The sequence below is a fragment of the Methylobacterium sp. Gmos3 genome (genome assembly GCF_056430985.1).
This window is the reverse complement of record NZ_JBWJYL010000003.1, coordinates 494130-517121: the sequence shown is the minus strand read 5'-3', so window position 1 is coordinate 517121 and position 22992 is coordinate 494130. Positions and strand designations below refer to the sequence as shown.

Sequence of the window (22992 nt, the reverse complement as noted above, 5' to 3'; positions counted from 1 at the left end):
GCTGTAGGGTCTAGGGAACGGCTCGGAGAGACACGGTGTCGCACTGGCCCGGCTTCCGCTGGCCGGTTCGGTCGCGTCGCGTGCGCCGCTGGGCGAGGGGTCGGAGGGGGATGATGGAAGCGGGCCTGAGTTGGACGGAAGAGCGCGTCGCGCTGCTCCGCCGCCTGTGGGAGGACGGCCAGAGCGCCAGCAAGATCGCGGCGCAGCTTGGCGGGGTCACGCGCAACGCCGTCATCGGAAAGGTCCACCGCCTCGGTCTGTCCGGACGGGTCAAAGCCGGCGAGGACACGCCCATCGTCGCGATCAAGCCCACGGAAGCGGAGAAGCCGGCCAACGTGGCCGCTGCGCCGGAGCCGGCGCTGGTCATCTCGCATCGGCCCGCCCCGGAATTCCCGCAGGCCGCGACGCCGACGCCCATCGCCGCCTCCACACCGGACACCGCCGCCATCGCCGTATCCCAGCGGGTCACGATCATGGACCTGCGCGAGTCGATGTGCCGGTGGCCTCTGGGTGATCCGACCACCCCGGAATTCCGCTTCTGCGGCGCCCGGTCGATCACCGGCTTGCCCTATTGCACGCACCACGCCGAGATCGCTTACCAACCGGCGACCGAGCGCAAGCGCGACCGCCGCGCGGCCGGCTTCCGCTAGCGCGCCTCTCTCGCTTCGGCGAGGTAGCGGCGCGTCCCCGCATTGAGGGCGGCCGGCGGGACGATGCCAGCGAGCCCGCGCGGATCGCTTTCGCCGCCCTGCGGATGACGGGAGCGCATCTCGTTGTTCGCCTTCGCAAGGGCACTGACGATCCGGTAGGCGTCCTCGGGCGGGAATCCCGGCCGGGCGAGGATGAAGCTCCACGAGCCGACCGTCGCGACGGGAGCGTCCTGCCCGGCAAAACTGCCGGCCGGGACAGTGAGGCGCCGCAACGCCGGATCCCGCGCGACCAGTACAGCCATCGCCTCCTCGGGCGGGCCAATGAACCGGGCGCCACCCGGCTCCTTGGCGACCGCTACGAAGCCCGGCCACCCGATCCCGCCACCCCAGAGGGCCGCAACTCGCCCATCCCGCACCATGGCAGGCCCATCGCCGGCATGGTCGAGGAGGACGGGATTGATGTCACGCTCGGGATCGAGGCCCGAGGCCGCGAGCACCGCCCGTCCCATCACCGTCAGGCCGGAATTGCGCGTACCGAGCGCCACCGCCCTGCCCCGCAGGTCGGCCACCGTGCGGACGGGGCTATCGGCCCGCACCACGAACAGACCCGGTGTCGCATACATCGGCGCCAGGACACTGAGGCCATCGGCCTTGTCGAGGGCCGGATAGGCATAGGCGCCCTGAACCAGCGTAAGATCGACCGCACCGCGTCTCAATAGCGCGAGGTTTTCAGCCGAGCCGCCGCTTGGCTGGGTCTCGATCACGATGTCGGGCTCCATCGCGTGGATCGATGCGGCGAAGGCCTCTCCGAACGCCGGGAAGCCTCCGCCGGGCGTGGCCGTGGCGAGGGTGACACGCAAGCTTTCGGCGCGCGCCGGAAACGCGGCAAGGGCCGCGAGGATGGCGAGGCTGCTTCGGCGAGTCGGACGGATCATCGGCTCTCTCAGGAAGGATCTTCTACGTTCGACAGGCCTGCAAAACAGTTTCTTCCAACGAGGCCGTTCATCCGGGGCCAAGATAAAATGATTTGGCAGACAAGGCACTTACGGAGATTGCTCCGGCCGGAGCGAGCGTCTATCGCAGGCCTCGGCGCGGATGCGAAAGCTCCCCACCCCTTGGCATGGGGCTTTCGCATCCGACATCGGTAGGAACGCAGACAGGAAGCACGCGATGGCCGATTCCCTCAACGCGCCGGCCAAGGTCGGCCACGGTCGCATATACGGTTCGATCACCGAGACCATCGGCAACACGCCGCTCGTGAAGCTGAACCGCCTCCCCAAGGAGCACGGCGTCGACGCCGAAATTCTGCTCAAGCTCGAATTCTTCAACCCGATCGCGAGCGTCAAGGACCGCATCGGCGTCAACATGATCGACGCGCTCGAAGCCTCGGGCAAGCTTCAGCCCGGCGGCACGCTGGTGGAGCCGACCTCCGGCAACACCGGCATCGCGCTGGCCTTCACGGCGGCGGCGCGCGGGTATCGGCTGATCCTCGTGATGCCGGAGACGATGTCCCTGGAGCGCCGGAAGATGCTGGCCTTCCTTGGCGCCGAACTCGCCCTCACCCCCGGCCCGCAGGGCATGAAGGGCGCCATCGCCAAGGCCGAGGAACTCCTGCGCGAGATCCCCGGCGCGGTGATGCCGCAGCAATTCTCGAACCCGGCCAACCCGGACATTCACCGCCGGACCACGGCCGAGGAAATCTGGGCCGACACCAACGGCAAGCTCGACGCCTTCGTGGCCGGCGTCGGCACCGGCGGCACGATCACCGGAGTGTCCGAGGTGCTGAAGCCCCGCCTGCCCGATCTGAAGGTCTTCGCCGTGGAGCCGGTGGATTCGCCGGTCATCTCCGGCGGGCAGCCCGGCCCGCACAAGATCCAGGGCATCGGCGCGGGCTTCATCCCCGAGAACCTGCACACCGACGTGCTCGACGGCGTGCTCAAGGTCTCGAACGACACCGCGTTCGAAACCGCGCGGGCGCTCGCCAAGCTGGAGGGCATTCCCGGCGGCATCTCGACCGGCGGCAACGTCGCCGCTGCCCTCGAACTGGCCAAGCGGCCTGAATTCCAGGGCAAGCGGATCGTGACGATCGCCTGCTCCTTCGCCGAACGCTACATCTCGTCGGCCCTGTTCGACGGCATCGGCTAGTCCGCCCCTCTGCGGCCCGGTGTGATGCGCCGGGCCGCAACGATCACCCGCCGGCCCCGTTGTCCCGCAGAGATTGGGACACGCAAGAGGCCACCATGGCGGACGACAATCAGCGGCCATCGCTCAAGGACTTCAACGCCACCGCTGACCGCAACGGTCAGGATCTCGGCCAGGATTCGGCGTTGGACGTGGGCCTGCCGCAAAAGACGCAGGCCGATCTGAAGAGCGATCCGTCGGGCGAGGCCGAAACCGCCCGCATCGCCTCGGGCATGCCCGGCGAGGACGCCACCGACGCCACCGAGGCCGAAACCCCGCCGGAAAACCTGCGCCGTCTGCGCGGTGAGACGTCCTCCACGTCGGAGGCCATCGACCGGGCGACCGCCTCGGTTGGCCAGGACGACGGGAAGCGCTGATGCCACGCGAGACCAGCGATTCCGCCACCGTCACCCGCAAGCCCGACGATCAGGTCGGCTCATCCGGGTCGCCTCCTGCGGGCGGCGGCCATCAGACCGCGCAGCAGGCCGCCATCACCGGAATGGGCAGCGGCGGCAAGGACGACACGGATCGGAAGCAGGACTTGCGCGGCGGTGCCGCCGGTGCCTCTCCGCCCGCCATCGGCGGCTCGTCCGGCGGGCATTCCGACCAGAAGGCGTCACGCGGCCCCGAGGCCGGCGAGAAGGTGGCTGGCGGCCATTCCCGAGCGGAACGGAGGGTCGGCGATGAATGAGCGCGGGACATCCGAGGACGGCCCGAAGAACACCGCGCCTGACGCGGTAAAAGACCCGAACGAGAAGACCGACGGCAAGCCGGGCGAAGGCCCGAAGGGCCAGAAGGGCGAGACCGACCCCGGCGGCAGCTGATAAAAAACCCCCGGAGCGCTTGGCTCTCCGGGGGTTTTTGGCACTTAGGCTTCCTTCGAGCGCTCGGCGCGCTTGCGGTCGTTCGGATCGAGAACCGTCTTGCGCAGGCGGATGGACTTCGGCGTGACTTCCATCAGCTCGTCGTCCTGAACCCAGGCGAGCGACTTTTCCAGCGTCATGCGGATCGGCGGAGTCAGGCGCACTGCCTCGTCCTTCGAGGTCGTGCGGATGTTGGTGAGCTTCTTGCCCTTGAGCACGTTCACCTCGAGATCGTTCTCGCGGTTGTGCTCGCCGACGATCATGCCCTGGTAGACCTTCGCGCCAGGCTCGATCATCATCGGGCCGCGATCCTCGAGGTTCCACATGGCGTAGGCCACGGCCTCACCCTTGTCGTTCGAGATCAGCACGCCGTTGCGGCGGCCGGGGATCTCCCCCTTGAAGGGCTCATAGGCCTTGAACAGGCGGTTCATGATCGCCGTGCCGCGCGTGTCGGTCATCAGCTCGCCCTGGTAGCCGATGAGGCCACGGGTCGGAGCGTGGAAGACCAGGCGCAGGCGATCACCGCCAGACGGCCGCATCTCGATCATCTCGGCCTTCCGCTCGGACATCTTCTGCACGACGACGCCGGAATGCTCCTCGTCGACGTCGATGACGACCTCCTCGACCGGCTCGAGCAGCTCGCCGTTCTCGTCCTTCTCGAACACGACGCGGGGACGCGACACGGCGATCTCGAAGCCTTCGCGGCGCATGGTCTCGATGAGGATGGCGAGCTGCAGCTCACCGCGACCGGAGACGTAGAACGAATCCTTGTCGGCGGCTTCCTCGATCTTCAGCGTGACGTTGCCCTCGGCCTCCTTGAATAGGCGGTCGCGGATCATGCGGCTCGTCACCTTGTCGCCCTCGGTGCCGGCGAGGGGCGAATCGTTCACGATGAACGACATGGTGACGGTCGGCGGGTCGATCGGCTGGGCCTGGATCGGCTCGTTCACCGACGGATCGCAGAAGGTGTCGGCCACCGTGCCCTTCATGAGGCCGGCGATGGAGACGATGTCGCCCGCCTCGCCCACGTCGATGGGCGCACGCTCCAGGCCACGGAAGGCCAGGATCTTCGAGACGCGGCCGGTTTCCACGACCTTGCCCTCGCGGTCGAGAACCTTGATCGACTGATTCGGCTTCACCGTGCCGGAGGCGATCCGCCCGGTGATGATGCGGCCGAGGAACGGGTTGGCCTCGAGCAGGGTGCCGAGCATCCGGAACGGGCCGGGCTCGGTCCTGGCCGGCGGCACATGCTTCAGCACGAGGTCGAACAGCGGGGCGAGCCCTTCCTCGGGATCGGCCTCCGGCGAGAGGCCCATCCAGCCGTTGCGGCCGGACCCGTACAGGATCGGGAAGTCGAGCTGCTCGTCGGTGGCGTCGAGGGCGGCGAAGAGGTCGAACACCTCATTCACGACCTCATTGATGCGGGCATCCGGCCGGTCGACCTTGTTCACCGCCACGATGGGGCGAAGGCCGATCTTCAGGGCCTTGCCGACCACGAACTTGGTCTGCGGCATCGGCCCCTCGGCGGCGTCGACCAGCACGATCACGCCGTCGACCATCGAGAGGATGCGCTCCACCTCGCCGCCGAAATCGGCGTGGCCGGGCGTGTCCACCACGTTGATGCGGGTGTCCTTCCAGACGACAGAGGTCGCCTTGGCCAGGATGGTGATGCCGCGTTCCTTTTCGAGGTCGTTCGAATCCATCGCGCGTTCCTCGACGCGCTGATTCTCGCGGAAGGTCCCGGACTGCTGCAGCAGCTTGTCGACCAGGGTGGTTTTCCCGTGGTCGACGTGGGCAATGATGGCAATGTTGCGCAGATCCATGGCCGGGTTCACGCTCGGTGGCCCAGGCTGTGACGGAACATCGGACGACGTCAGGTCGTCCGCACCGGGCCATGGGCAGGTATGTGGCGGTTGCGCTGCAATAGAGAGACGCACCGCTTCCGGCAAGCCCACGCGGCCAAACGCGTGGGTTTTCACGGGGCGAAGTGCGGTTCGGGACGCGACGCGCGGGAGATACGATATAGATAGGGCGCGTCGCCGACCGCGTTGGGCGTGGCGCTGACCACCGGCGAAAAGGACGTCATGCGCGAGCTCGAGCCGCGGCTGTTTTCCTATATCTGGCGCCATTCCAAGCGGGACCAGATCACGATCTGTGTCGTCGTACTGGCGTCCCTGCCGTTCTATTTCGCCTCGCTCGATCTGCCCAAGCGCATCGTCAACGATGCCATCACCGGCCGCGCCTTCTCCCATGGCGAGACGACGGCCTCCTTCCTCGAAATCAAGATCGATTGGCCCGCCTTTCTCGGCGGCGGGCGGACGGAGGTGTTCGACGGCTTCCAAGTCGACCGGCTGGAATTGCTGCTCGGCCTGTCGCTCCTGTTCCTCGGCCTCGTGATCGTGAACGGAGCCTTCAAGTTCTGGATCAACCTGCAGAAGGGAATCCTCGGCGAGCGGATGCTGCGGCGGCTGCGGTTCCAGCTCTTCGCCCTGATGCTGCGCTTCACCCCCGAGGCGCAGAGCGAGGTCAAATCCTCCGAGACCGCGACGATCATCCGCGACGAGGTCGAGCCGATCGGGTCCTTCATCGGCGATGCGATCGTGGTGCCGGCCCAACTCGGCACCCAGGCGCTCACGGCGCTCGCCTTCATCCTGATGCAGAACGTCTGGCTCGGCCTCGTGGCCGGCGGGATGGTCGGCGTGCAGATGACGGTGATACCCCGGCTGCGACGCCAGATCATCGTGCTGAGCCGGAAGCGGCAGATCGCCTCCCGCGCCTTCGCGGGCCGCGTGGCGGAGGTGCTGGATGGGCTGCCGGCCGTGGTGCTGAACAACACCGGACGCTGGGAACGGGCCGAGATCGGCGGTCGGCTCTATGCGCTCTACGACCTGCGCCTGCGGATCTACCGGCGCAAGTTTGCCGTGAAGTACCTCAACAACCTCATCGCGCAGATCACCCCGTTCCTGTTCTACGCGATCGGCGGGGTTTTCGCCCTGAGGGGCGAACTCGACATCGGCCAGTTGGTCGCCGTCCTCGCAGCCTATCGCGACCTGCCCCCTCCCCTGAAGGAGCTGATCGACTGGGATCAGCAGCGCCTCGACGTGGAGGTGAAATACGAGACGGTCGCCGCCCATTTCGGACCCGACCGGCTGACGCCCTATCAGGACGACGATGGCCCGACCCTCAGGCTCGGAACGCCGCTGACGACGGACGCTCTCACCCTGCGCGATCCGGGCGGGAACGCATCCGTCGAGGTCGGCAATCTCGAGTTGGCCCTGCCCGCCCGCGTCGCCCTGATGCCCCCTGGCCCCGTCGCGCAGGAATTCGCAATGGTGCTGGCGGGGTTGCAAGTCGCGCGCGGTGGAACGGTCAGGGTCGGCCCCTACGACCTCGCGACCCTGCCGCGTTCGATCTTCTCCGCCCGCGTCGCCTTCGCCGGAGTAACGCCGGTGCTATTCCCGGGCTCGATCCGTGACAACCTGCTCTACGGGCTACGGGTCCGCCCCCTCGCCAGCCGCCGGCTCGACTTCACGAAGCAGCGGATTCGCGAGGCGCTCCAGACCGGCAATCCCCTCGACAGCATCCACGATCCGTGGATCGACTACGATGCCCTCGGGGTCGCGGGCGAGGATGGCCTCGATGCACGCTTGGTCGACATCCTCACCCGCTTGGGCCTTGGCGACGACCTCTACCGCTACGGGCTCGGCGCGCTCAGTTCCGTGACCCACGATTCGGCGGTGGGCCAGCGTTTCATCGGTGCCCGCGAGCATCTGCGCGAGCACTTCAGTCGGCAGGGGCTGGCGGGGCTGGTCATCCCGTTCTCGCGCGGCGCCTACAACGATCAGGCGACGCTGGCGGAGAACCTGCTCTTCGGTGTGCCGCGCGACCTCGCCCTCACCGAACCCCTGCGCCTCGCGGCGGCGCCGCCGTTCCGCGCGGCTCTGACCCAGGCGCGCCTGCTCGACGATCTCGACCAGATGGGTGTCGAGATCGCGAAGAACCTGAGCGAGATCTTCAAGGACGTGCCGCCCGGCCATCCGCTGTTCCGGCGCTTCTCGCTGATCACGCCGGAGATGGTGCCGGATTACGAGGCTCGCCTCACCCGCCTCGCCGCCACGGGGCGCCTCGACGAGAACGACAGCGAGGCGTTCCTGGCCCTCGCCCTCGCCTACATCGAACCGCGCATGCGCTTCGGCCTCCTCGACTCCGCCCTGAAGACGCGGATCGTGGGCGCGCGCAGCATCGTCCAGAATTCCATGGACAGCGTGGAGGGCTGCGACATCGAGACCTACGACCCCACCCGCATCAACCCTCGGGCGAGCGTGCTCGACAACGTTCTGTTCGGCCGCATCGACATGGCGCGGATGCACGGCGAGGAGATCATTCAGCGCGAGGTGCTGGCCGCCTTTCGTGAGTTCGATCTGGAAAACGGGATCCGCCGCCGGGGCCTCGAGAAGCAGGTCGGCAATCGCGGCGTCCTTCTCCCGGAGCGGGTACGGGTGCGCATTGGCCTGACCCGCGCCCTGCTGCGCCAGCCGGAAATCCTCGTGGTGGACCGCGCCTCCGACCATCTCGAAGGCGGCGCCGAAACGCTGCTCCAGGTGGTGGCCGATATCGTTCCCGACGGCAGCCTGATCGCCTCCGTGTCGAGCGAGGCCGAGGCTTCCCGCTTCCCGCAAACCCTGCGCGTCGAACCGGCGGACGAGCCGATGCGGAGCGCGGCCGAATGACCCGTAGCCGTTTACTCTCGCCGCCGCCTCGGCCATCACCGCGCCCGTGATGGACACGATCCCGACGGAAGCCGCCCCGAATGGCCGCGAGGCCGCCGCGCGTGCGACGCGGATGGTACCGCCGCACCGCGAGCCGCCCGCGCGCGACCTGTCGCTGCCGGCCTATCTCCGCTCGATCCGCGACAACGGCCTCCTCGGCTTTCCCAAGGCGGCCTTCGAGGAGCTGGTGACCCGCCGCGGGTTGATGGGCCGGTCGAGCCTCATCCTGAGCGATCCTGACGCGATCCGCCGCGTGCTCGTGGAGAATCAGGCGAACTACGCGCGCACGGTCGGGACCACGCGGATCCTGCGTCCGATCCTCGGCGACGGGCTCCTCATCAGCGAGGGCGCCGCGTGGCGCCACCAGCGCCGGACGCTTGCCCCCGCTTTCACCCCCCGCGCCATCGATGGCCTCGTGCCGCATATCGACCGGGCGGTGATCGGAGGGATCGAGGCCCTGCGCCCGAAGGCGGCGGAAGGGCCCATCGACCTCTTCGGCGCCTTCCACAGCCTCGCCCTGGACATCGCCGGGCGCTCCATGTTCTCGGTCGGCATGGACCGGCAGGGGCCGGCGCTGCGTGCCTTCATCACCGAGTACAGCAAGCGGATCGGCCGCCCGCATGTCCTCGACGTGCTGATGCCGCCGGGCTGGCCGACTCCTCTCGGCTGGCCCCGTGCCCGGTTCCGGCGGCGGTGGATCCCCTTCCTCGATTCGATCATCGCGGCCCGGGCCGCCGAGGCCGCGAACCACCGGGGCGACCTCCTCGATCTCCTCGTCGCCGCGCGCAATCCCGAGACGGGCGAGCCCTTCACCCTCCGCGAGCTGCGCGATCAGGTCGCGACCATGATCCTCGCGGGCCACGAGACGACGGCGGGCACGCTGTTCTGGGCAAGCTACATGCTGGCGCTGTTCCCGGAGGTGCAGGAGCGTGTCGCGGCCGAGGCACGTGCCGCCGACCTCACCGACCCGACCGGCTGCCAGACGGACGGACGGCTGCCGTTCACCAGGGCGGTGATCGACGAGACGCTTCGGCTGTACCCGGCGGCCTTCGTGGTGGTGCGGCGCGCGCTCGCCGCGGACGAGGCGGCGGGCCATCCGATCCGCAAGGGCGATATCGTGATCGTCAGCCCCTGGGTGCTGCACCGGCACCGCAGGCTCTGGGACGACCCGGACGCGTTCGATCCGGACCGCTTCATGCCCGGCCGCCCGGCCCCGGCGCGATTTAGCTACCTGCCCTTCGGCGCGGGACCGCGCGTCTGCATCGGGGCGCAATTCGCCTTGAGCGAGGCCGTGCTCGCGCTGGCTCGGCTCTGCGCCGCCTTCCGCATCGAGAAGGTCGATGACGCTCCGATCCTGCCGGCGGCCGTCGTGACGACGCAGCCCGAAAACCCAGGGGCCTTCAGGCTGCATTCGCGCGATTGACGCCCCTCCCCCGCGAGGGGAAGGGGCGCGGAGGCTTACGCCGCCTTCTTCGTGCTCTGCTTGGCGACTTCGGCCAGCTTGTTCGCGAGCTTCGCGTCGAGCTTCGCCGAGGCACCGAGCGGCAGCTCGATGTCGAGGCCCAGCGTCGAGACGCCGGCGCCGCGCTCCAGGGTGACCTTCACCTTGTCGGGCTCCACCGCGACGTGGTTGGCGATCACCGCCAGGATCTCCTCGCGGAGCTGGATCACGAGGTCCGGCCTGCCGGATTCGTTGCGCTCGTGGGCGAGGATCAGCTGAAGGCGGTCGCGCGCGACCGCGCTCGAAGTGCGCTTCTGGAAGATCCCGAGGATGCTCATGCTGCCCTCCGCATGAACAGCTTGTCGAGGAAGGACTTGCGCTCGGTGGGGAGCACCATCGGCACGTCTTCGCCCTTGAGCCGCTTGGCCGCGTCGGCGTAGGCGCGGGCCGGGGCACAGAGGGGGTTGTTCAGCGTCACCGGGCAGCCGACGTTGGAGGCGCGGAGCACTTCCTGGCTCTCCGGGATGATCGCGAGCAGCGGGATCGAGAGGATCTCCAGCACGTCCTCGGTCTTCAGCATGTCGCCCCGGTCGGCGCGGGTCGGGTCGTAGCGGGTGAGGATCAGGTGCTTGTCCATCTCCTCGCCACGCTCGGCCTTGGCGGTCTTGGAGTCGAGCAGGCCGATGATCCGGTCGGAGTCGCGCACCGAGGAGACCTCGGGGTTGGTCACGACGACGGCGATGTCGGCATGGTGCATGGCGAGCTGGGCGCCGCGCTCGATGCCGGCCGGGGAATCGCAGATCACCCAATCGAACTTGTCGCGCAGTTCTTCCATGACCCGGGCGACGCCCGCATCGGTCAGGGCGTCCTTGTCGCGGGTCTGCGAGGCCGGCAGCAGGTGCAGGGTCTCGACCCGCTTGTCCTTGATCAGTGCCTGCGGCAGCTTGGCGTCGCCGTTGACCACGTTGATCAGGTCGTAGACCACCCGGCGCTCGGCGCCCATGATCAGGTCGAGGTTGCGCAGGCCGACGTCGAAATCGACGACGCACACGCTCTGGCCACCCTGCGCGAGGGCCGCTCCGAGGGCAGCGGTGGTCGTCGTCTTGCCGACGCCGCCCTTGCCCGATGTGACGACGAGAACCTTTGCCACGCGTCGTTCTCCCTTAATCCAGCTTAGCCAGTTTCATGGTGCCGCCATCGAGCCAGACCTGGGCGGCCTTGCCGCGCAGGGCCGATCCCATGTCTTCCGCAGTCCGCACGAGGCGGTCGATCCCCAGCAGCTCGGGCTCGAACTTGCGGCAGTAGATTCGGGCGCGGGGATTGCGGGCGGCGCCGGCGATGGCGCGCCCCCGCAGGGCGCCGTAAACGTGAATGGAGCCGCCCGCGAGGACCTCGGCTCCGGAGGAGACGTGGCCCATCACGGTCACGTCCCCGGTCGGGTTGACGATGCTCTGCCCGGAGCGGATCGACCCCTCGACGGTGATCGAGGTGACGAGCAGCGGCTCGGGCTCGGCGGGCACCGACGGCACCTCGATGGTGGCGCCGGGGCGCCCCTGCATCAGGATCGGCGGCAGTCCCTCGCCCGCTTGGGCAGACCCCTCGATGCCGAGGACGCGGATGTCGCGACCGCGCAACTCGTCGAGCAGGCCCTGGAGATCGTCCAGGGACGGCTTCAGCTCCGCGAGGTCGAGGATCAGGGCCCGGCCCGTCAGCAGGGTCGGCGACCGTTTCAGGGCGAGGTCGAGGCTGGCGAGCCAATCTCCGACCGGGGGCTCCGGCGTCAGCGCCAGGGCCTTGAAGACCCGGCCGCGGAAGCTGAGCGGCCGGAGGGTCACCCGCGGCTCTGAGGCGGCGGGCTCATTAATGATCGGCTCTGGTGAAGCTTCGCTCATGGCCGCCCGTTAACAGTCCTTACCAGACCATTGACGGCGGGTATGGTTACCGAAGGGTTAAGTTTGTGATCCTCCCGGCAAATTTTGCCGGGATCCTTGGATCGTGGCCCGGCAGCGCCTTGCGCCACTCCCTGTTGCATGAGCGCGACAGGTATTGGCTGCGGCATTCCGTGCCGGAAAAGGGCTCGTCTCTTGCTTTGTGGCGCGTGGCGCCTGGCGATCACGGCAGGAGATGGCCGGTCCGGCCGTCGCTCGGACATTCCGTCAACGTCGATTGGAACCCGAAGCGCCGTCGATCGCACGAGATCTAACAGGAGACACGATGGCTTATCTGGCCCCCTCAGAATTCGCGGTGAAGATGGTCGATGCCGGTGAGGCGAAGGTCTTCATGTCGACGCGCGACACCATCATCCGCGCCTACATGGCCGGCGCGATCCTGGCGCTGGCCGCCGTGTTCGCGGTGACGATCACCCAGCAGACCGGCCAGCCGATCGTCGGCGCGGCCCTGTTCCCGGTCGGCTTCTGCATGCTCTACCTGCTCGGCTTCGACCTTCTGACCGGCGTGTTCGTGCTGGCGCCGCTGGCCCTCCTCGACAAGCGCCCGGGTGTCACCGTCGGCGGCGTGCTGCGCAACTGGGGTCTCGTCTTCGTGGGCAACTTCCTCGGCGCGCTCACCGTGGCCTTCATGATGGCCTGCGTCTTCACCTACGGCTTCACCAGCCCGCCCGATAAGACCGCCGAGTTCATCGCGAACATCGGCGAGAAGCGCACGCTGGGCTACGCCGCCCACGGCCTCGGCGGCTGGATGACGCTGTTTCTGCGCGGGATGCTCTGCAACTGGATGGTCTCGACCGGCGTCGTCGGCGCGATGATCTCGACCCATGTCAGCGGCAAGGTGATCGCCATGTGGATGCCGATCATGCTGTTCTTCTTCATGACCTTCGAGCACTCGGTGGTGAACATGTTTCTGTTCCCGTCGGGCCTGATGCTCGGCGCGAAGTTCTCCATCATGGACTACTTCATCTGGAACGAGATCCCGACCGTGCTCGGCAACCTCGTGGGCGGCCTCGCCTTCACCGGCCTGACCCTCTACTCGACCCATGTGCGCACGGCGCCGAAGCGTCCGCTCCCGGCTTCCGCCGAGGGCGTCCGCCGCCTCGCCGCGTAAGGGTTATCGGCAAACGGCGCCCCGGGCACGATCCGGGGCGCCCCTCACGGTCGGGCGATGGCGCGGACACTGACGGTCACGATCGGCCAGCACAGCGAGCGCGGTCGCAAGGACGAGAACCAGGACTTCCACGGCGCCCTCGTGCCGGAAGGGCCAGCCCTGAGGCTCAAGGGCATCGCGGCGCTCGTCGCGGACGGCATCAGCAGCAGCGCGCTGGGCGCGGTGGCCAGCGAAACCGCCGTCAAGAGCTTCCTGTCCGACTATTACGCCACCCCCGAGTCCTGGGCCGTGCGCAACGCCGCCAAGCGCGTGCTGGCGGCCACCAATTCCTGGCTCCACGCCGAGACCCGCCGGGCGACGGCCCCCGGCGATTCCGACCGGGGCTGCGTGACAACGCTCACCGCCCTCGTCCTGCGCTCGCGGACCGCCCACGTCTTCCACTGCGGCGACAGTCGCCTCTGCCGCCTCGCCGGCTGCTCCCTTGAGCAGATCACCGAAGACCACCGGGTCGTGATCTCCTCGCAGGAAAGCTATCTCGGGCGGGCGCTCGGAGCCGACGCCCATGTCGAGATCGACTGCGCCACGGTGCCGGTGCAGGCGGGCGACATCTTCATCCTCACGACCGATGGCGTGCACGAGTATCTGCGCGGGCGCGACATCGCCGATGCGGTGAACGCCTCGGGCGACGATCTCCAAGGTGCGGCCCGCCGGATCGTGGACGCTGCCTACGAAGCAGGCAGCGGCGACAATCTGACGGCACTGATCGTTCGGGTCGACAGCCTGCCCGACGGAGAGCCCGGCGAGGTTTTGGGCGAAGTCGGCGACCTGCCGCCCGCTCCCCTCCTCGACCCGCCGACACGGTTCGAGGGCTACGACATCCTCCGGCGGCTCCATGCCGGCGGGCGCGGCCATGTCTACCTCGCCACCGACCGCGAGACCGGCGAACGCGTCGCCTTGAAGGTGCCCGGCCACGACCTGCGGGGCGACCGCGACTACCTGCGCCACTTCATGATGGAGGAGTGGATCGCCCGACGGATCGACAGCCCGCATGTCCTCAAGGCGCATGAGGGCAGCACGCCGCGCGGCCACCTCTACACGGTGATGCGCTACGTCGAGGGCCGCACCCTCGCCCAGTGGATGGCCGACCGGAGCGAGCCCGATCTGGAGAGCGTGCGCGGGATCGTGGAGCAGATCGCGCGGGGCCTCCAGGCTTTCCACCGCCGGGAAATGGTCCACGGCGACCTCCGGCCGGAGAACGTGCTGATCGACGCTGCCGGCACGGTGCAGATCATCGATTTCGGCGCGACCCGCGTCGCCGGCCTCGTGGAGGACGGTGGCCGGACGGACGACGCCCTGCCGCAGGGGGCCATCCAATACACCGCGCCGGAATGCTTCCTGGGCTACCCACCCTCGCCGGGCTCGGACATCTTCGCGCTGGGCATCCTTGCCTACCAGATGCTCACCGGCCGCCTGCCCTATGGCGGCGAGGCCGCCCGCGCCCGCACAGCCGGGAAGCAGAAACGCCTGCGCTACGTCTCGGCGCGCCACGCCCGGCCCCTGCTGCCGGCCTGGGTCGATGGCGCGCTACGCCGGGCGACGCATCCCGACCCACAGCGCCGCTACGAGGTCCTGTCCGAGTTCGTCCACGACCTGCGCCACCCGAACCCGGCCTTCACCGAGACGCGCGGCGTGCCGCTGATCGAGCGCGACCCGCTGCTGTTCTGGCGCGGCCTGTCACTGGTCCTGGGCGTGACGGTGATCGTGCTGATGGCGCTGCTGGTCCGCTAGTGCAGTGACGCACTCACTCCGTTCATGCGCCTCTGCCCTAGCTCCCTGTCTTTGCATCAATTTTTCCAGACACGGCTGACGCCTTCGTCTAGATCGATGCACCAGGCCGGATCTAGCGATCCCGACCGACGGGATTAACCGCGCCGGCACGGCAATTCAGTTTAACGGCAGATATCGTCTCGATATCGTGACCTGGAAGCTGTTCGCCTCTCGTGAAATCAGCTTGAACGAACATCTCCGGCACGGGATCAACCGAATTTCCGAACCGGCTTCAGGAAACACGTCATGAGCAAGCGCCCCCTCCTCGCCGCGATCACTCTGGCTTTCGTGTGCGGGGGATCGAGTGCGCCTGCCTGGGGCGGTGAACGCAAGCTTTTCGAAAACGTTCGCGGCTGGGAGATCGAGCGGAATCTCGGTCAGGCAGGCCGCGATCCGTGCCAGATGTCTTATTCCTATCGCGACAAGGACGACAACAACGCGGAGAACGCGATCGTTCTTTCGCTGGATGAGGGAAAGGTCAACCTCGTCCTCGGCTACGCGAACTGGACCTGGGACAAGGACGAGGCCGTGAAGGCGTCCTTCTCCATCGACAAGCAGGTGATCTTCCCCAAGCAGGGCTGGACCGGAGAGGCCACTCTCCTGTGGTCGCAACTGCCGGACAGCGTTCTCCCGAAGCTGGTTAAGGGGAAGCAGATCGTCCTCAAGTTCGATGACGGCGCGGCCGATTTCGCCATTCCCGGTTTCGCCGACGCCTATGACAGCCTGAAGCGCTGCAATGCCGCCGCGTCGCCCGCGCCGCAGGCGTCGGCGGCACCGGCCGAGAAGCCGAACCAGATCCGGCTCCAGGCCTACTTCATGGGCCTCATCCTGCAGAAGACCGCCGCGAGCTGCGCGGTGAGCACCACCGCCCCGCAGCGGGCTGCGGTCGATGCCAAGGTGGCCACCCTGCGCACCGAATTCGCGGCGATCGACGGGGCGATTCAGGACGAGATCAAGAAGCCGGGTGGGACGCCGGATTGCCCGAAGGACGCGGGCGATGCCGCCACCTTCGACACGGAGTTGAAGTCCTACGTGGATCTCGGGCCGGAGGAGTATGTCGCCGCGGCCGACAAGCGCTCCGCCGAGCGTGAGGCCGCCAAGAAGGCGGCGGCCGAGGCCCAGGCAAAAGCCGACCTCGAGGCGAAGATGCGCGCCGACATCGAGACCAAGATGCGCGCCGAGGCGGAGGCGAAGAGCAAGGCCGAAGCCGACGCCAAGGCGCGCGCCGAGATGGAAGCCCGCATTCGCGCGGAGGTCGAGGCCAAGCTGAAGGCGGAAGCCGAGGCCAAGGCGGCGCCGAAGCTCGAGGCCGAATCCAAGCCCTGATCGGCGTCAAGCCACCTATCGGGATTGGTCGAACAGCGACAGCCTCAGCGAATCCTCGACCAGCCGCACCTCCACCGGCTGGTTGCGGAAGGCGGGATCGAGATCGTCGGCGGCCTTGTACAGGCCGTCGATGGCGACGAGTTCCGGCTCGAACCGGCGGCACCAGATCCGCGCGGAAGGGTTGCCCGAGGCGCCCGCCACCGCCCGGCCGCGCAGGGCGCCGTAGACATGGATCGACCCCCCGGCGATCACCTCCGAGCCGGAGGCGACGGCGCCGAGCACCGTGACGTCGCCATCGAGATGCAGGATCGTCTGGCCGGAGCGGACGGGACTGTCGAGGATGAGCGACCGGGCCGGCATCACGCGGGCGGCGGGCTCCGGCGCGGGGGCATCGGACGTCGCCACCTCCACCTCCCCCGAGGGGCGGCCGCCCGAGAGCGAGGGCGGCAGGCCGGGGCCGAGCATACCGGGCGGCGCGCCCTCGATGCCGTGGACGGGGATGTTGCGCGCGGTGAGGTCCGCCACGAGCCCGTCGAGATCCTCCCGCGTAAGTGACAGGCCGGTGAGATCGAGGATGGTCGGGCGTCCGGCGAAGAAGGCTGGGGCGCGGCGACAGAGGGCGTCGAGATCCGCGAACCAATCCGAGACCGGCGGCACGGGCGCCAGCACGGTCGCCATGAAGGAGCGGCCGCGGAAGCGGATCGGCGGACGGGCCTCGTTGGAATTGGTCATCGTCACCGGCGGATCGGGTGGTTTTGCAGGCGAACGCCCTCGCCCATCCATGCGGCGGCTCAGGCGCCTCCGCAATCCCGGTGCGTCACCGAGATGGCGCGCGAGGCGAACACCTCGTGTACAAGTCGGTTCCCACGAGGATCGCGCGGACGGACACCTTGGATTCCCCAGCGGGACGGACCCTGCCAGACACTGCCCGGACGATCGTCGTCGATCCGCTGACCCGCGAGAACCAGCGCCGGGCGGCCGATCCGCGTGCCTCGGCCTGGGTCTCGGCCAATGCCGGCGCGGGCAAGACCAAGGTGCTGACCGACCGGGTCGTCCGCCTGCTCCTCGACGGGGCGCCCCCCGGCCGCATCCTCTGCCTCACCTTCACCAAGGCCGCCGCCGCCAACATGGCGATCCGCGTGTTCCAGCGCCTCGGCCGCTGGGTGACGCTGGACGATTCCGCCCTCGCGGACGAACTCATCGAACTGACCGGCGAACGGCCCACGGCCGAGCGCCTGCGCATGGCGCGCCGCCTGTTCGCCCGCGCGGTGGAGACGCCGGGCGGCCTGAAGATCGAAACCCTGCACGCGCTGTGCGAGCGGCTGCTGCACATGTTCCCCTTCGAGGCGAATGTGCCGGCCCGCTTCGTGGTGCTGGACGAGACGCAGGCGCAGGAGATGTTCGCCCTGGAGACGGCGAACGTCCTCGCCGACGCGACCCAGGCCGGCGAGAGCCCATTAGGTGCGGCGCTGGCCCGCGTCACCGCCGAGGCGACGGGGGAGGCCCTGCACGATGCAGTGCGCGCGGCGGTGCGCGCCCATGCCCTGATGGCCAGCCGCAACGGCCTCGACGGCGCCTTCGCCCGCCTGCGCGGCGAACTCGGCCTCTCCGCCGGGGAGAGTGCCGAGCGGATCGAGGCCGCGATCCTCGAAGACGGGCTCGACGACCTCACCGCCATCGCCGCCGCCCTCCAGACAGGCAAGGCCAGCGACGCCACCCTGGCCGAGACGGTCATGGAGGCCCACGCCGCGCTGAGCCGCCCCGACCGGGCCGAGGCGGTCGAGCTCTACAAGGCGATCTTCTTCACGCAGAAGGACGAGCCGAAGGCCGACAAGAGCCTCGGCACCAAATCCGTCCCCGAGCCGGTGAAGCTCGCGCTGATCGAGGAGCGGGACCGCCTCGTCCCCCTGTTCGACCGCTTACGCGCCGCCCGCGCCCATGCGCGGACGGAGGCGCTGTTCACCCTCGCCGCCGAGATCCACCGCCGGGTGGAGGGCCAGAAGGCCCGTCTTGGCGCCCTCGACTTCGACGACCTGATCCGCCGCGCCCTCGATCTGCTGTCGCGGGTCGGCGCGGGCTGGGTGCTCTACAAGCTGGACAAGGGCATCGACCACGTCCTCGTGGACGAGGCGCAGGACACGAACCCCGAGCAATGGGCGATCCTGCGCACCCTCACCCAGGAATTCGCCGCCGGGGCCGGCGCGCGGGAGGACCATCGGACCCGCTTCGCGGTGGGCGATCCGAAGCAGTCGATCTACGGCTTCCAGGGCGCCGACCCGCGCGAATTCGCGGTGACGCGCAAGGCCTGGATCACCGAATCGCGCGCGGCGAACATCGACTTCGCGGACGTGCCCCTCACCCTGTCCTTCCGCTCCACGACGATGGTGCTGAAGGCGGTGGACGCGGTCTTCGCCATCGACGCGCACAATGACGGCCTGTCCGAGGAGGACATCCGCGCGCCCATCCACGCGAGCGCCCGCCCCCAGGCGGCGGGCTCCGTGGAGATGTGGGACATCGCCGAGCCGGAGGCCACCGACGAGGTGAGCGCCTGGACCGCCCCGGTCGATAAGCCCGATCCCGGCGCCCCGGCCCTGCGGGTCGCGCGGCGGGTGGCCTTGGCCGTTCAAGCCTGGACCCGCGACGGCGACGCCACCGGCCGGATCTGGCGGCCGGGCGACATCCTGATCCTCGTGCGCAAGCGCGGCCCCGCCTTCGAGGAGGTGATCCGCGCCCTGAAGGGCCTCGGCGTCCCGGTCGCCGGGCAGGACCGGCTGGAGGTCTCGGCCCATATCGCGGTGATGGACCTCGTCGCCATCGGCCGCGCCGGGCTGCTGCCCGCCGACGACCTGACCCTCGCGACCGCCCTGAAGACGCCCCTCGTGGGCCTGACCGACGAGGATCTGGTGCGCCTCGCCTCCGGCCGGGACGAATCCGAGACGCTGCAGGACGCCCTCACCCGCCACGCGGAGGCGGGCGACGCCGCTGCGATCACCGCGCGGGACGCGCTGAATACCTGGATCGGCCTCGCCGGCGCGTTGGGGCCGTTCGGCTTCTACGCGCGGCTGCTTGGCCCGATGGAGGGACGGGCGAAGCTCGTGGCGCGGCTCGGCGGCGAGGCGGGGGACGCCATCGACGTGTTCCTCGCGGCGGCGGCGCAATCCGAGGGCAGCGACGAGGCGCCGTCGCTCGGTGGGTTCCTGGCGCGCTATGTCGGCACCGAGGCCGGGCACACGGTGAAGCGCGATCTGGAATCGGGCCGCGACGAGGTGCGCGTGATGACCGTGCACGGCTCGAAGGGGCTGGAAGCGCCGGTCGTCGTCATCCTCGACGGCTGCGAGGCCTTCGCCGGGAAGGAACCGCCGCTGCTGCCGATGCTCGGGCGCGACGCGGTGCTGCCGCCGGTCTGGGCCGGCAAGTCGCAGGATTGCGCGGCGACGGAACAGGTCCGCGCCGCCCTCTTTGCGCGGTCGCGACAGGAGCACAACCGCCTGCTCTACGTCGCCATGACCCGCGCCGCCGACCGGCTGATCGTCGCCCCCTTCCGGGGCAAGATCCGCGAGACGGACGCCGCATGGTGCCGGATGATCCGCGCCGGGATGGAAGCCGGCCTCGGCGAGGGCGAGTCCGTCGAACTGTCCTACGGCCCGGCGACGCTCTGGCGCGACGGCACCACGGCCAGGGGCGAGGTGCCCGCACCCCGCACCCGCGAGGACCGACCCGATGCTCCGGCGTGGCTGCGCCGCCGCGTCGAGGCGGAGGCCGTCGCGGAGGCGCCGCTGCATCCCTCCGGCATGCTCGATGCCGCCGACGGGGCGCGCCTGCCCCCTCCGCGCCTCGCCGATGCCAATGCCCGCCGCCGGGGTCTCCTCGTCCACGCCCTGTTGCAGCACCTGCCGCGCGTGGAGCCGGCGACACGGCGCAAGGCCGGGTTCGCCTATCTGCAATCGCGCGCGCCGGGCCTCGGCGAGCCAGCCCTGCGCGGCATCCTCGGGGCGGTGATGCGCCTGATCGAGGATCCCGCCCTCGCGCCGCTCTTCACGGACGACGCCCGCGCGGAGGTGAGCCTGTCCGGCCGCGTCAACGTCGGCGGGGTGGAGCGCCCGGTGACGGGCCGCGTCGACCGCCTCGCCGTCACCGACGACACGGTGACGCTCGCCGACTTCAAGACCGGCCGCCCGCCCGCCGAGGACGCCCCCCTCCCCGAGATGGAGGCGAGCCAAATCGCCCTCTACGCCCGGCTGCTCGCGCGGATCTATCCGGGCAAGCGCATCCTGCCGATGCTGGTCTGGACCTCCGGCCCGGTTATCCGCGAGCTGGACGACGCCACCGTCGAGGCCGCGCTGGCGCGGGTGGGGATCGCGGGCTGAGAAAACCGTGGACGCAATCGATTCGGGCATGAATGAAATGCCCCGCCGTCATGCGTCCCGCGCCGCGCTCCTTGACCGCCCGGATGCCCGTCGCCAATTCTGCCTCGACCGTTCGGGCGCGAGTCCGTCCGTGGCCGCCCGGCCCCTCCGGCAGGCGGCGTTGCGAAAGGTAGTACGATGGCGACGGTGAAGGTTACCGACGCGAGCTTCGAGCAGGACGTTCTCAAGTCCGCCGAGCCGGTCGTCGTGGATTTCTGGGCCGAATGGTGCGGCCCCTGTCGGCAGATCGGCCCGGCGCTCGAAGAGATCGCGACCGATCTCCAGGGCAAGGTGAAGATCGCCAAGGTCAACGTCGACGAGAACCCGGGGATCGCCTCTCAGTACGGCATCCGCTCGATCCCGACGCTGCTCCTGTTCAAGAACGGTGAGCGGGTCGACCAGAAGGTCGGCGCAGCCCCGAAGGGCGACCTGTCCCGCTGGATCTCGGCTCAGACCGCCTCGGCCTGATCCGGACAAGGCGTCGGGCCGCGCGGCCCGGCGCCCTTACGGCGCGTAGCCGGCGAGGAAGATCCGCACCGCCTCATCGACGCGGTGGTGGAGTTCGCCCTCGTTCTCGATGCCTCCGGCCGAGAACAGGAGCCGCGTGAATAGACCCGCCTGGCACAGGTGCAGGAAGTGCTTGGCGGCGAGCGTCGTGTCCGCCTTGTTCAGGCGCCCCGCCGCGACCTGTGCGTCGAGATAGGCCGCGAGCCGCTCGACCCCGAGCGCCGGCCCCGCCTCGAAGAAGGCCCGCCCCAGATGCGGGAACTTCTCGCAGGCGCCGATCACCATGCGCACCAGCGAGACGTGCTCGGGCTTGCTCATCTCGATGAGATAGATCCGCCCGAGGCGCGTGAGCACGCCGCGCATGTCGGGATCCTCGACATCCAGCGAGAACAGGGCCTCCGCGAGGTCACGCTTCTGCGCGATGGTCAGCGCCTCGAACAGCGCGTCCTTGCTGTCGAAATAGACGTAGAGCGTCCCCTTCGACACGCCGGCGGCCTTGGCGATCTCGCCCATGCTCGCCCCGTCGAAGCCCGACGCCGTGAAGACCCGGCGCGCGCCCTCCAGGATCTGCCGCCGCTTCTCCGTCTCGACTCCGTCGCGCTCGACGGCACTCGTCCCGGCCACCTTCTCAGCTCCCAAGCTTATTGACCGAACGGTTCGGTCAACATATGCTGAGCGAATTCGGGATCGGCGTCAACGCCCGCCCCGCGCATTGACCGAACGGTTCGGTCAAACTGGAGTGTATTCGGATGTCCCTCCGTGAGGATGCCGGGCGGCCGACCGAGGTCGCGGACGACGAGAGCTTGAGCGCAGCGTCTGCGCCGCGCGCCGATTCCCGTTCGGTGGCCACCTTGCCCGCGCAGGCCCTGGCGCCGGCCGAACCGGTGAAGCGCAAGCGTCCGCTCCGCAAGCTCCTGCTCCTCGGCCTGCTGGCGGCGGCCGTTGGCGGGGGCGGCTACGAGGGCTGGCAATGGTGGAGCGTCGGGCGGTTCTTCATCTCGACCGATGACGCCTATGTGCAGGCCGACATCTCGATCCTGGCCGCCAAGGTCTCGGGCTATCTCGAAGCCGCGCCCGTGGTGAACGGCCAGACCGTCGCGCGCGGCGATGTCATCGCCAAGCTCGATGACGGCGATTACCGGCTCGCCTTGCAATCGGCGCGGGACAAGCTCGCCACCCAGCAGAGCACCATCGAGCGGATCGGCCGGCAGGCGGACGCCGCCGAGGCACAGGTCGCGCAGGCCTCCGCGCAGGTGGAGGCGAGCCGCGCCGACGCCGTGCGCGCCGATGCCGATTACCGCCGCGCCACGCAGATGCAGGCCGATTTCGTCGCCAAGTCGCGCATCGACCAGACCAAGGCCGACCGTGACCGCACCGAAGCCGCGGTGAAGGGCGCCGAAGCCGCCCTGCTCGCCGCCCGCGCCAACGTCGACGTGCTCCGCGCCCAGCAGAAGGAGGCCCGGAATCTCTCGGCCGAATTGAGCACCGCCGTGGACCGCGCCCAGCGCGACCTCGACTTCACCGTGATCCGCGCCCCCTTCGACGGCGTGGTCGGCAACAAGGCGGTGGAGGCGGGGGCCTACGTGGCGCCGGGCACCCGCGTGGCCGCCCTCGTGCCGCTGCAGAGCGTGCGCATCGACGCGAACTTCAAGGAGACGCAGGTCGAGCGGATGCGCCCCGGCCAGGCGGTGATCGTGACCGTCGATGCCTATCCCGACCGGCCGATCCGGGGCGTGGTGGAATCCTTCTCGCCGGCCTCCGGCTCGGTGTTCAGCCTGCTGCCGCCGGACAACGCCACGGGCAACTTCACCAAGATCGTCCAGCGCCTGCCCGTGCGGGTGAAGGTGCCCCTCGACGTCGCCCGCGAGGGCATCCTGCGGCCGGGCCTCTCGGCGGTGGTGAAGGTGGACACCCGCGAGCCGGGCGGGCGCGAGAACGCCCAGGTCGCCGAGGCGCATTGAG

General features: G+C 69.2%; 20 protein-coding genes. 13 read left to right on the top strand and 7 right to left on the bottom strand.

Annotated elements, in window-relative coordinates; translation table 11 throughout:
- Positions 1-110 precede the first annotated feature (110 nt).
- On the top strand, positions 111-650 hold the full coding sequence (locus tag ACS5Q7_RS08800; protein ID WP_478338941.1) for a GcrA family cell cycle regulator: 540 nt from the start codon (positions 111-113) through the stop codon (positions 648-650).
- On the opposite strand, the gene ACS5Q7_RS08795 is transcribed toward ACS5Q7_RS08800, so the two are convergent.
- Positions 647-1585, bottom strand: a complete 939-nt coding sequence (locus ACS5Q7_RS08795; RefSeq protein WP_478338940.1) for a TAXI family TRAP transporter solute-binding subunit — start codon at positions 1583-1585, stop codon at positions 647-649. The two genes, ACS5Q7_RS08800 and ACS5Q7_RS08795, sit on opposite strands and share 4 nt — an antisense overlap.
- A gap of 235 nt (positions 1586-1820) precedes the next feature.
- On the opposite strand from ACS5Q7_RS08795, the gene cysK reads away from it, so the two are divergent.
- The 4 genes from cysK (at position 1821) to ACS5Q7_RS08775 (ending at position 3655) form a co-directional block, all read left to right on the top strand.
- Positions 1821-2795: a cysteine synthase A gene (gene cysK / locus ACS5Q7_RS08790; RefSeq protein ID WP_478338939.1), complete on the top strand. Its 975-nt coding sequence runs from the start codon at positions 1821-1823 to the stop codon at positions 2793-2795.
- 95 nt (positions 2796-2890) lie between these two features.
- Positions 2891-3208, top strand: coding sequence for a hypothetical protein (locus ACS5Q7_RS08785; protein ID WP_478338938.1), 318 nt, complete (start codon positions 2891-2893; stop codon positions 3206-3208).
- A complete protein-coding gene (locus ACS5Q7_RS08780) occupies positions 3208-3522 on the top strand; it encodes a hypothetical protein (RefSeq protein ID WP_478338937.1) in 315 nt (104 codons plus the stop codon). Before ACS5Q7_RS08785 ends, ACS5Q7_RS08780 begins: the two co-directional genes overlap by 1 nt.
- Positions 3515-3655, top strand: coding sequence for a hypothetical protein (locus tag ACS5Q7_RS08775; RefSeq protein WP_478338936.1), 141 nt, complete (start codon positions 3515-3517; stop codon positions 3653-3655). The genes ACS5Q7_RS08780 and ACS5Q7_RS08775 overlap by 8 nt, the downstream gene beginning before the upstream one ends.
- Before the next feature lie 44 nt (positions 3656-3699).
- Here ACS5Q7_RS08775 and typA read toward each other — a convergent pair whose 3' ends face one another.
- Entirely contained in the window at positions 3700-5517 is a 1818-nt protein-coding gene (typA, locus tag ACS5Q7_RS08770; RefSeq protein WP_478338935.1) for a translational GTPase TypA, read from the bottom strand.
- Between the two features lie 261 nt (positions 5518-5778).
- On the opposite strand from typA, the gene ACS5Q7_RS08765 reads away from it, so the two are divergent.
- A complete protein-coding gene (locus ACS5Q7_RS08765) occupies positions 5779-8424 on the top strand; it encodes an ABC transporter transmembrane domain-containing protein (RefSeq protein ID WP_478338934.1) in 2646 nt (881 codons plus the stop codon).
- Between the two features lie 49 nt (positions 8425-8473).
- Entirely contained in the window at positions 8474-9886 is a 1413-nt protein-coding gene (locus ACS5Q7_RS08760; RefSeq protein ID WP_478338933.1) for a cytochrome P450, read from the top strand.
- A gap of 35 nt (positions 9887-9921) precedes the next feature.
- On the opposite strand, the gene minE is transcribed toward ACS5Q7_RS08760, so the two are convergent.
- The 3 genes from minE to minC (ACS5Q7_RS08745) are packed head-to-tail and all read right to left on the bottom strand — an operon-like array spanning position 9922 to position 11796.
- Complete coding sequence (gene minE / locus ACS5Q7_RS08755; protein WP_478338932.1) at positions 9922-10242, bottom strand: cell division topological specificity factor MinE; 321 nt, start codon at positions 10240-10242, stop codon at positions 9922-9924.
- A complete protein-coding gene (gene minD / locus ACS5Q7_RS08750; protein WP_478338931.1) occupies positions 10239-11054 on the bottom strand; it encodes a septum site-determining protein MinD in 816 nt (271 codons plus the stop codon). The genes minE and minD overlap by 4 nt, the downstream gene beginning before the upstream one ends.
- A 13-nt stretch (positions 11055-11067) precedes the next feature.
- Complete coding sequence (gene minC / locus ACS5Q7_RS08745; RefSeq protein WP_478338930.1) at positions 11068-11796, bottom strand: septum site-determining protein MinC; 729 nt, start codon at positions 11794-11796, stop codon at positions 11068-11070.
- A 322-nt stretch (positions 11797-12118) separates the two neighbouring features.
- Between minC (ACS5Q7_RS08745) and ACS5Q7_RS08740 the strand changes: the two genes are divergently transcribed.
- The 3 genes from ACS5Q7_RS08740 to ACS5Q7_RS08730 all read left to right on the top strand — a co-directional run bounded on the left by ACS5Q7_RS08740 (position 12119) and on the right by ACS5Q7_RS08730 (position 16117).
- Positions 12119-12964: a formate/nitrite transporter family protein gene (locus ACS5Q7_RS08740; protein WP_478338929.1), complete on the top strand. Its 846-nt coding sequence runs from the start codon at positions 12119-12121 to the stop codon at positions 12962-12964.
- Between the two features lie 57 nt (positions 12965-13021).
- Positions 13022-14752, top strand: a complete 1731-nt coding sequence (locus ACS5Q7_RS08735) for a bifunctional protein-serine/threonine kinase/phosphatase (protein WP_478338928.1) — start codon at positions 13022-13024, stop codon at positions 14750-14752.
- A gap of 441 nt (positions 14753-15193) precedes the next feature.
- Positions 15194-16117, top strand: coding sequence for a hypothetical protein (locus tag ACS5Q7_RS08730; protein ID WP_478338927.1), 924 nt, complete (start codon positions 15194-15196; stop codon positions 16115-16117).
- A 15-nt stretch (positions 16118-16132) separates the two neighbouring features.
- Here the strand turns inward: ACS5Q7_RS08730 and minC (ACS5Q7_RS08725) are convergent, their stop codons facing one another.
- On the bottom strand, positions 16133-16849 hold the full coding sequence (gene minC, locus ACS5Q7_RS08725) for a septum site-determining protein MinC (protein ID WP_478338926.1): 717 nt from the start codon (positions 16847-16849) through the stop codon (positions 16133-16135).
- Between the two features lie 158 nt (positions 16850-17007).
- On the opposite strand from minC (ACS5Q7_RS08725), the gene addA reads away from it, so the two are divergent.
- Both addA and trxA read left to right on the top strand, forming a co-directional pair.
- Positions 17008-20484 carry a double-strand break repair helicase AddA gene (gene addA / locus ACS5Q7_RS08720; protein ID WP_478338925.1) on the top strand — a complete coding sequence of 1159 codons (3477 nt, stop codon included), beginning with the start codon at positions 17008-17010 and terminating at the stop codon, positions 20482-20484.
- 177 nt (positions 20485-20661) lie between these two features.
- Positions 20662-20991 carry a thioredoxin gene (gene trxA, locus ACS5Q7_RS08715; protein ID WP_243952045.1) on the top strand — a complete coding sequence of 110 codons (330 nt, stop codon included), beginning with the start codon at positions 20662-20664 and terminating at the stop codon, positions 20989-20991.
- A 36-nt stretch (positions 20992-21027) separates the two neighbouring features.
- On the opposite strand, the gene ACS5Q7_RS08710 is transcribed toward trxA, so the two are convergent.
- Positions 21028-21654: a TetR/AcrR family transcriptional regulator gene (locus ACS5Q7_RS08710; protein ID WP_478338924.1), complete on the bottom strand. Its 627-nt coding sequence runs from the start codon at positions 21652-21654 to the stop codon at positions 21028-21030.
- 125 nt (positions 21655-21779) lie between these two features.
- Here ACS5Q7_RS08710 and ACS5Q7_RS08705 point away from each other — a divergent pair, with 125 nt between their 5' ends.
- Entirely contained in the window at positions 21780-22991 is a 1212-nt protein-coding gene (locus tag ACS5Q7_RS08705) for an HlyD family secretion protein (protein ID WP_478338923.1), read from the top strand.
- The last annotated feature ends 1 nt before the right edge of the window (position 22992 follow it).

What these genes read in the sequence shown, in the direction of transcription:
- trxA (WP_243952045.1), top strand. Translation starts at nt 20,662, where the DNA reads ATGGCGACGGTGAAGGTTACCGACGCGAGCTTCGAGCAGGACGTTCTC.
- ACS5Q7_RS08795 (WP_478338940.1), bottom strand. Translation starts at nt 1,585, where the DNA reads ATGATCCGTCCGACTCGCCGAAGCAGCCTCGCCATCCTCGCGGCCCTT.
- ACS5Q7_RS08800 (WP_478338941.1), top strand. Translation starts at nt 111, where the DNA reads ATGATGGAAGCGGGCCTGAGTTGGACGGAAGAGCGCGTCGCGCTGCTC.
- typA (WP_478338935.1), bottom strand. Translation starts at nt 5,517, where the DNA reads ATGGATCTGCGCAACATTGCCATCATTGCCCACGTCGACCACGGGAAA.
- ACS5Q7_RS08705 (WP_478338923.1), top strand. Translation starts at nt 21,780, where the DNA reads ATGTCCCTCCGTGAGGATGCCGGGCGGCCGACCGAGGTCGCGGACGAC.
- ACS5Q7_RS08735 (WP_478338928.1), top strand. Translation starts at nt 13,022, where the DNA reads ATGGCGCGGACACTGACGGTCACGATCGGCCAGCACAGCGAGCGCGGT.
- ACS5Q7_RS08775 (WP_478338936.1), top strand. Translation starts at nt 3,515, where the DNA reads ATGAATGAGCGCGGGACATCCGAGGACGGCCCGAAGAACACCGCGCCT.
- minC (WP_478338930.1), bottom strand. Translation starts at nt 11,796, where the DNA reads ATGAGCGAAGCTTCACCAGAGCCGATCATTAATGAGCCCGCCGCCTCA.
- minC (WP_478338926.1), bottom strand. Translation starts at nt 16,849, where the DNA reads ATGACCAATTCCAACGAGGCCCGTCCGCCGATCCGCTTCCGCGGCCGC.
- ACS5Q7_RS08730 (WP_478338927.1), top strand. Translation starts at nt 15,194, where the DNA reads ATGTCTTATTCCTATCGCGACAAGGACGACAACAACGCGGAGAACGCG.
- ACS5Q7_RS08780 (WP_478338937.1), top strand. Translation starts at nt 3,208, where the DNA reads ATGCCACGCGAGACCAGCGATTCCGCCACCGTCACCCGCAAGCCCGAC.
- ACS5Q7_RS08785 (WP_478338938.1), top strand. Translation starts at nt 2,891, where the DNA reads ATGGCGGACGACAATCAGCGGCCATCGCTCAAGGACTTCAACGCCACC.
- cysK (WP_478338939.1), top strand. Translation starts at nt 1,821, where the DNA reads ATGGCCGATTCCCTCAACGCGCCGGCCAAGGTCGGCCACGGTCGCATA.
- minE (WP_478338932.1), bottom strand. Translation starts at nt 10,242, where the DNA reads ATGAGCATCCTCGGGATCTTCCAGAAGCGCACTTCGAGCGCGGTCGCG.
- ACS5Q7_RS08760 (WP_478338933.1), top strand. Translation starts at nt 8,474, where the DNA reads ATGGACACGATCCCGACGGAAGCCGCCCCGAATGGCCGCGAGGCCGCC.
- ACS5Q7_RS08740 (WP_478338929.1), top strand. Translation starts at nt 12,119, where the DNA reads ATGGCTTATCTGGCCCCCTCAGAATTCGCGGTGAAGATGGTCGATGCC.
- ACS5Q7_RS08765 (WP_478338934.1), top strand. Translation starts at nt 5,779, where the DNA reads ATGCGCGAGCTCGAGCCGCGGCTGTTTTCCTATATCTGGCGCCATTCC.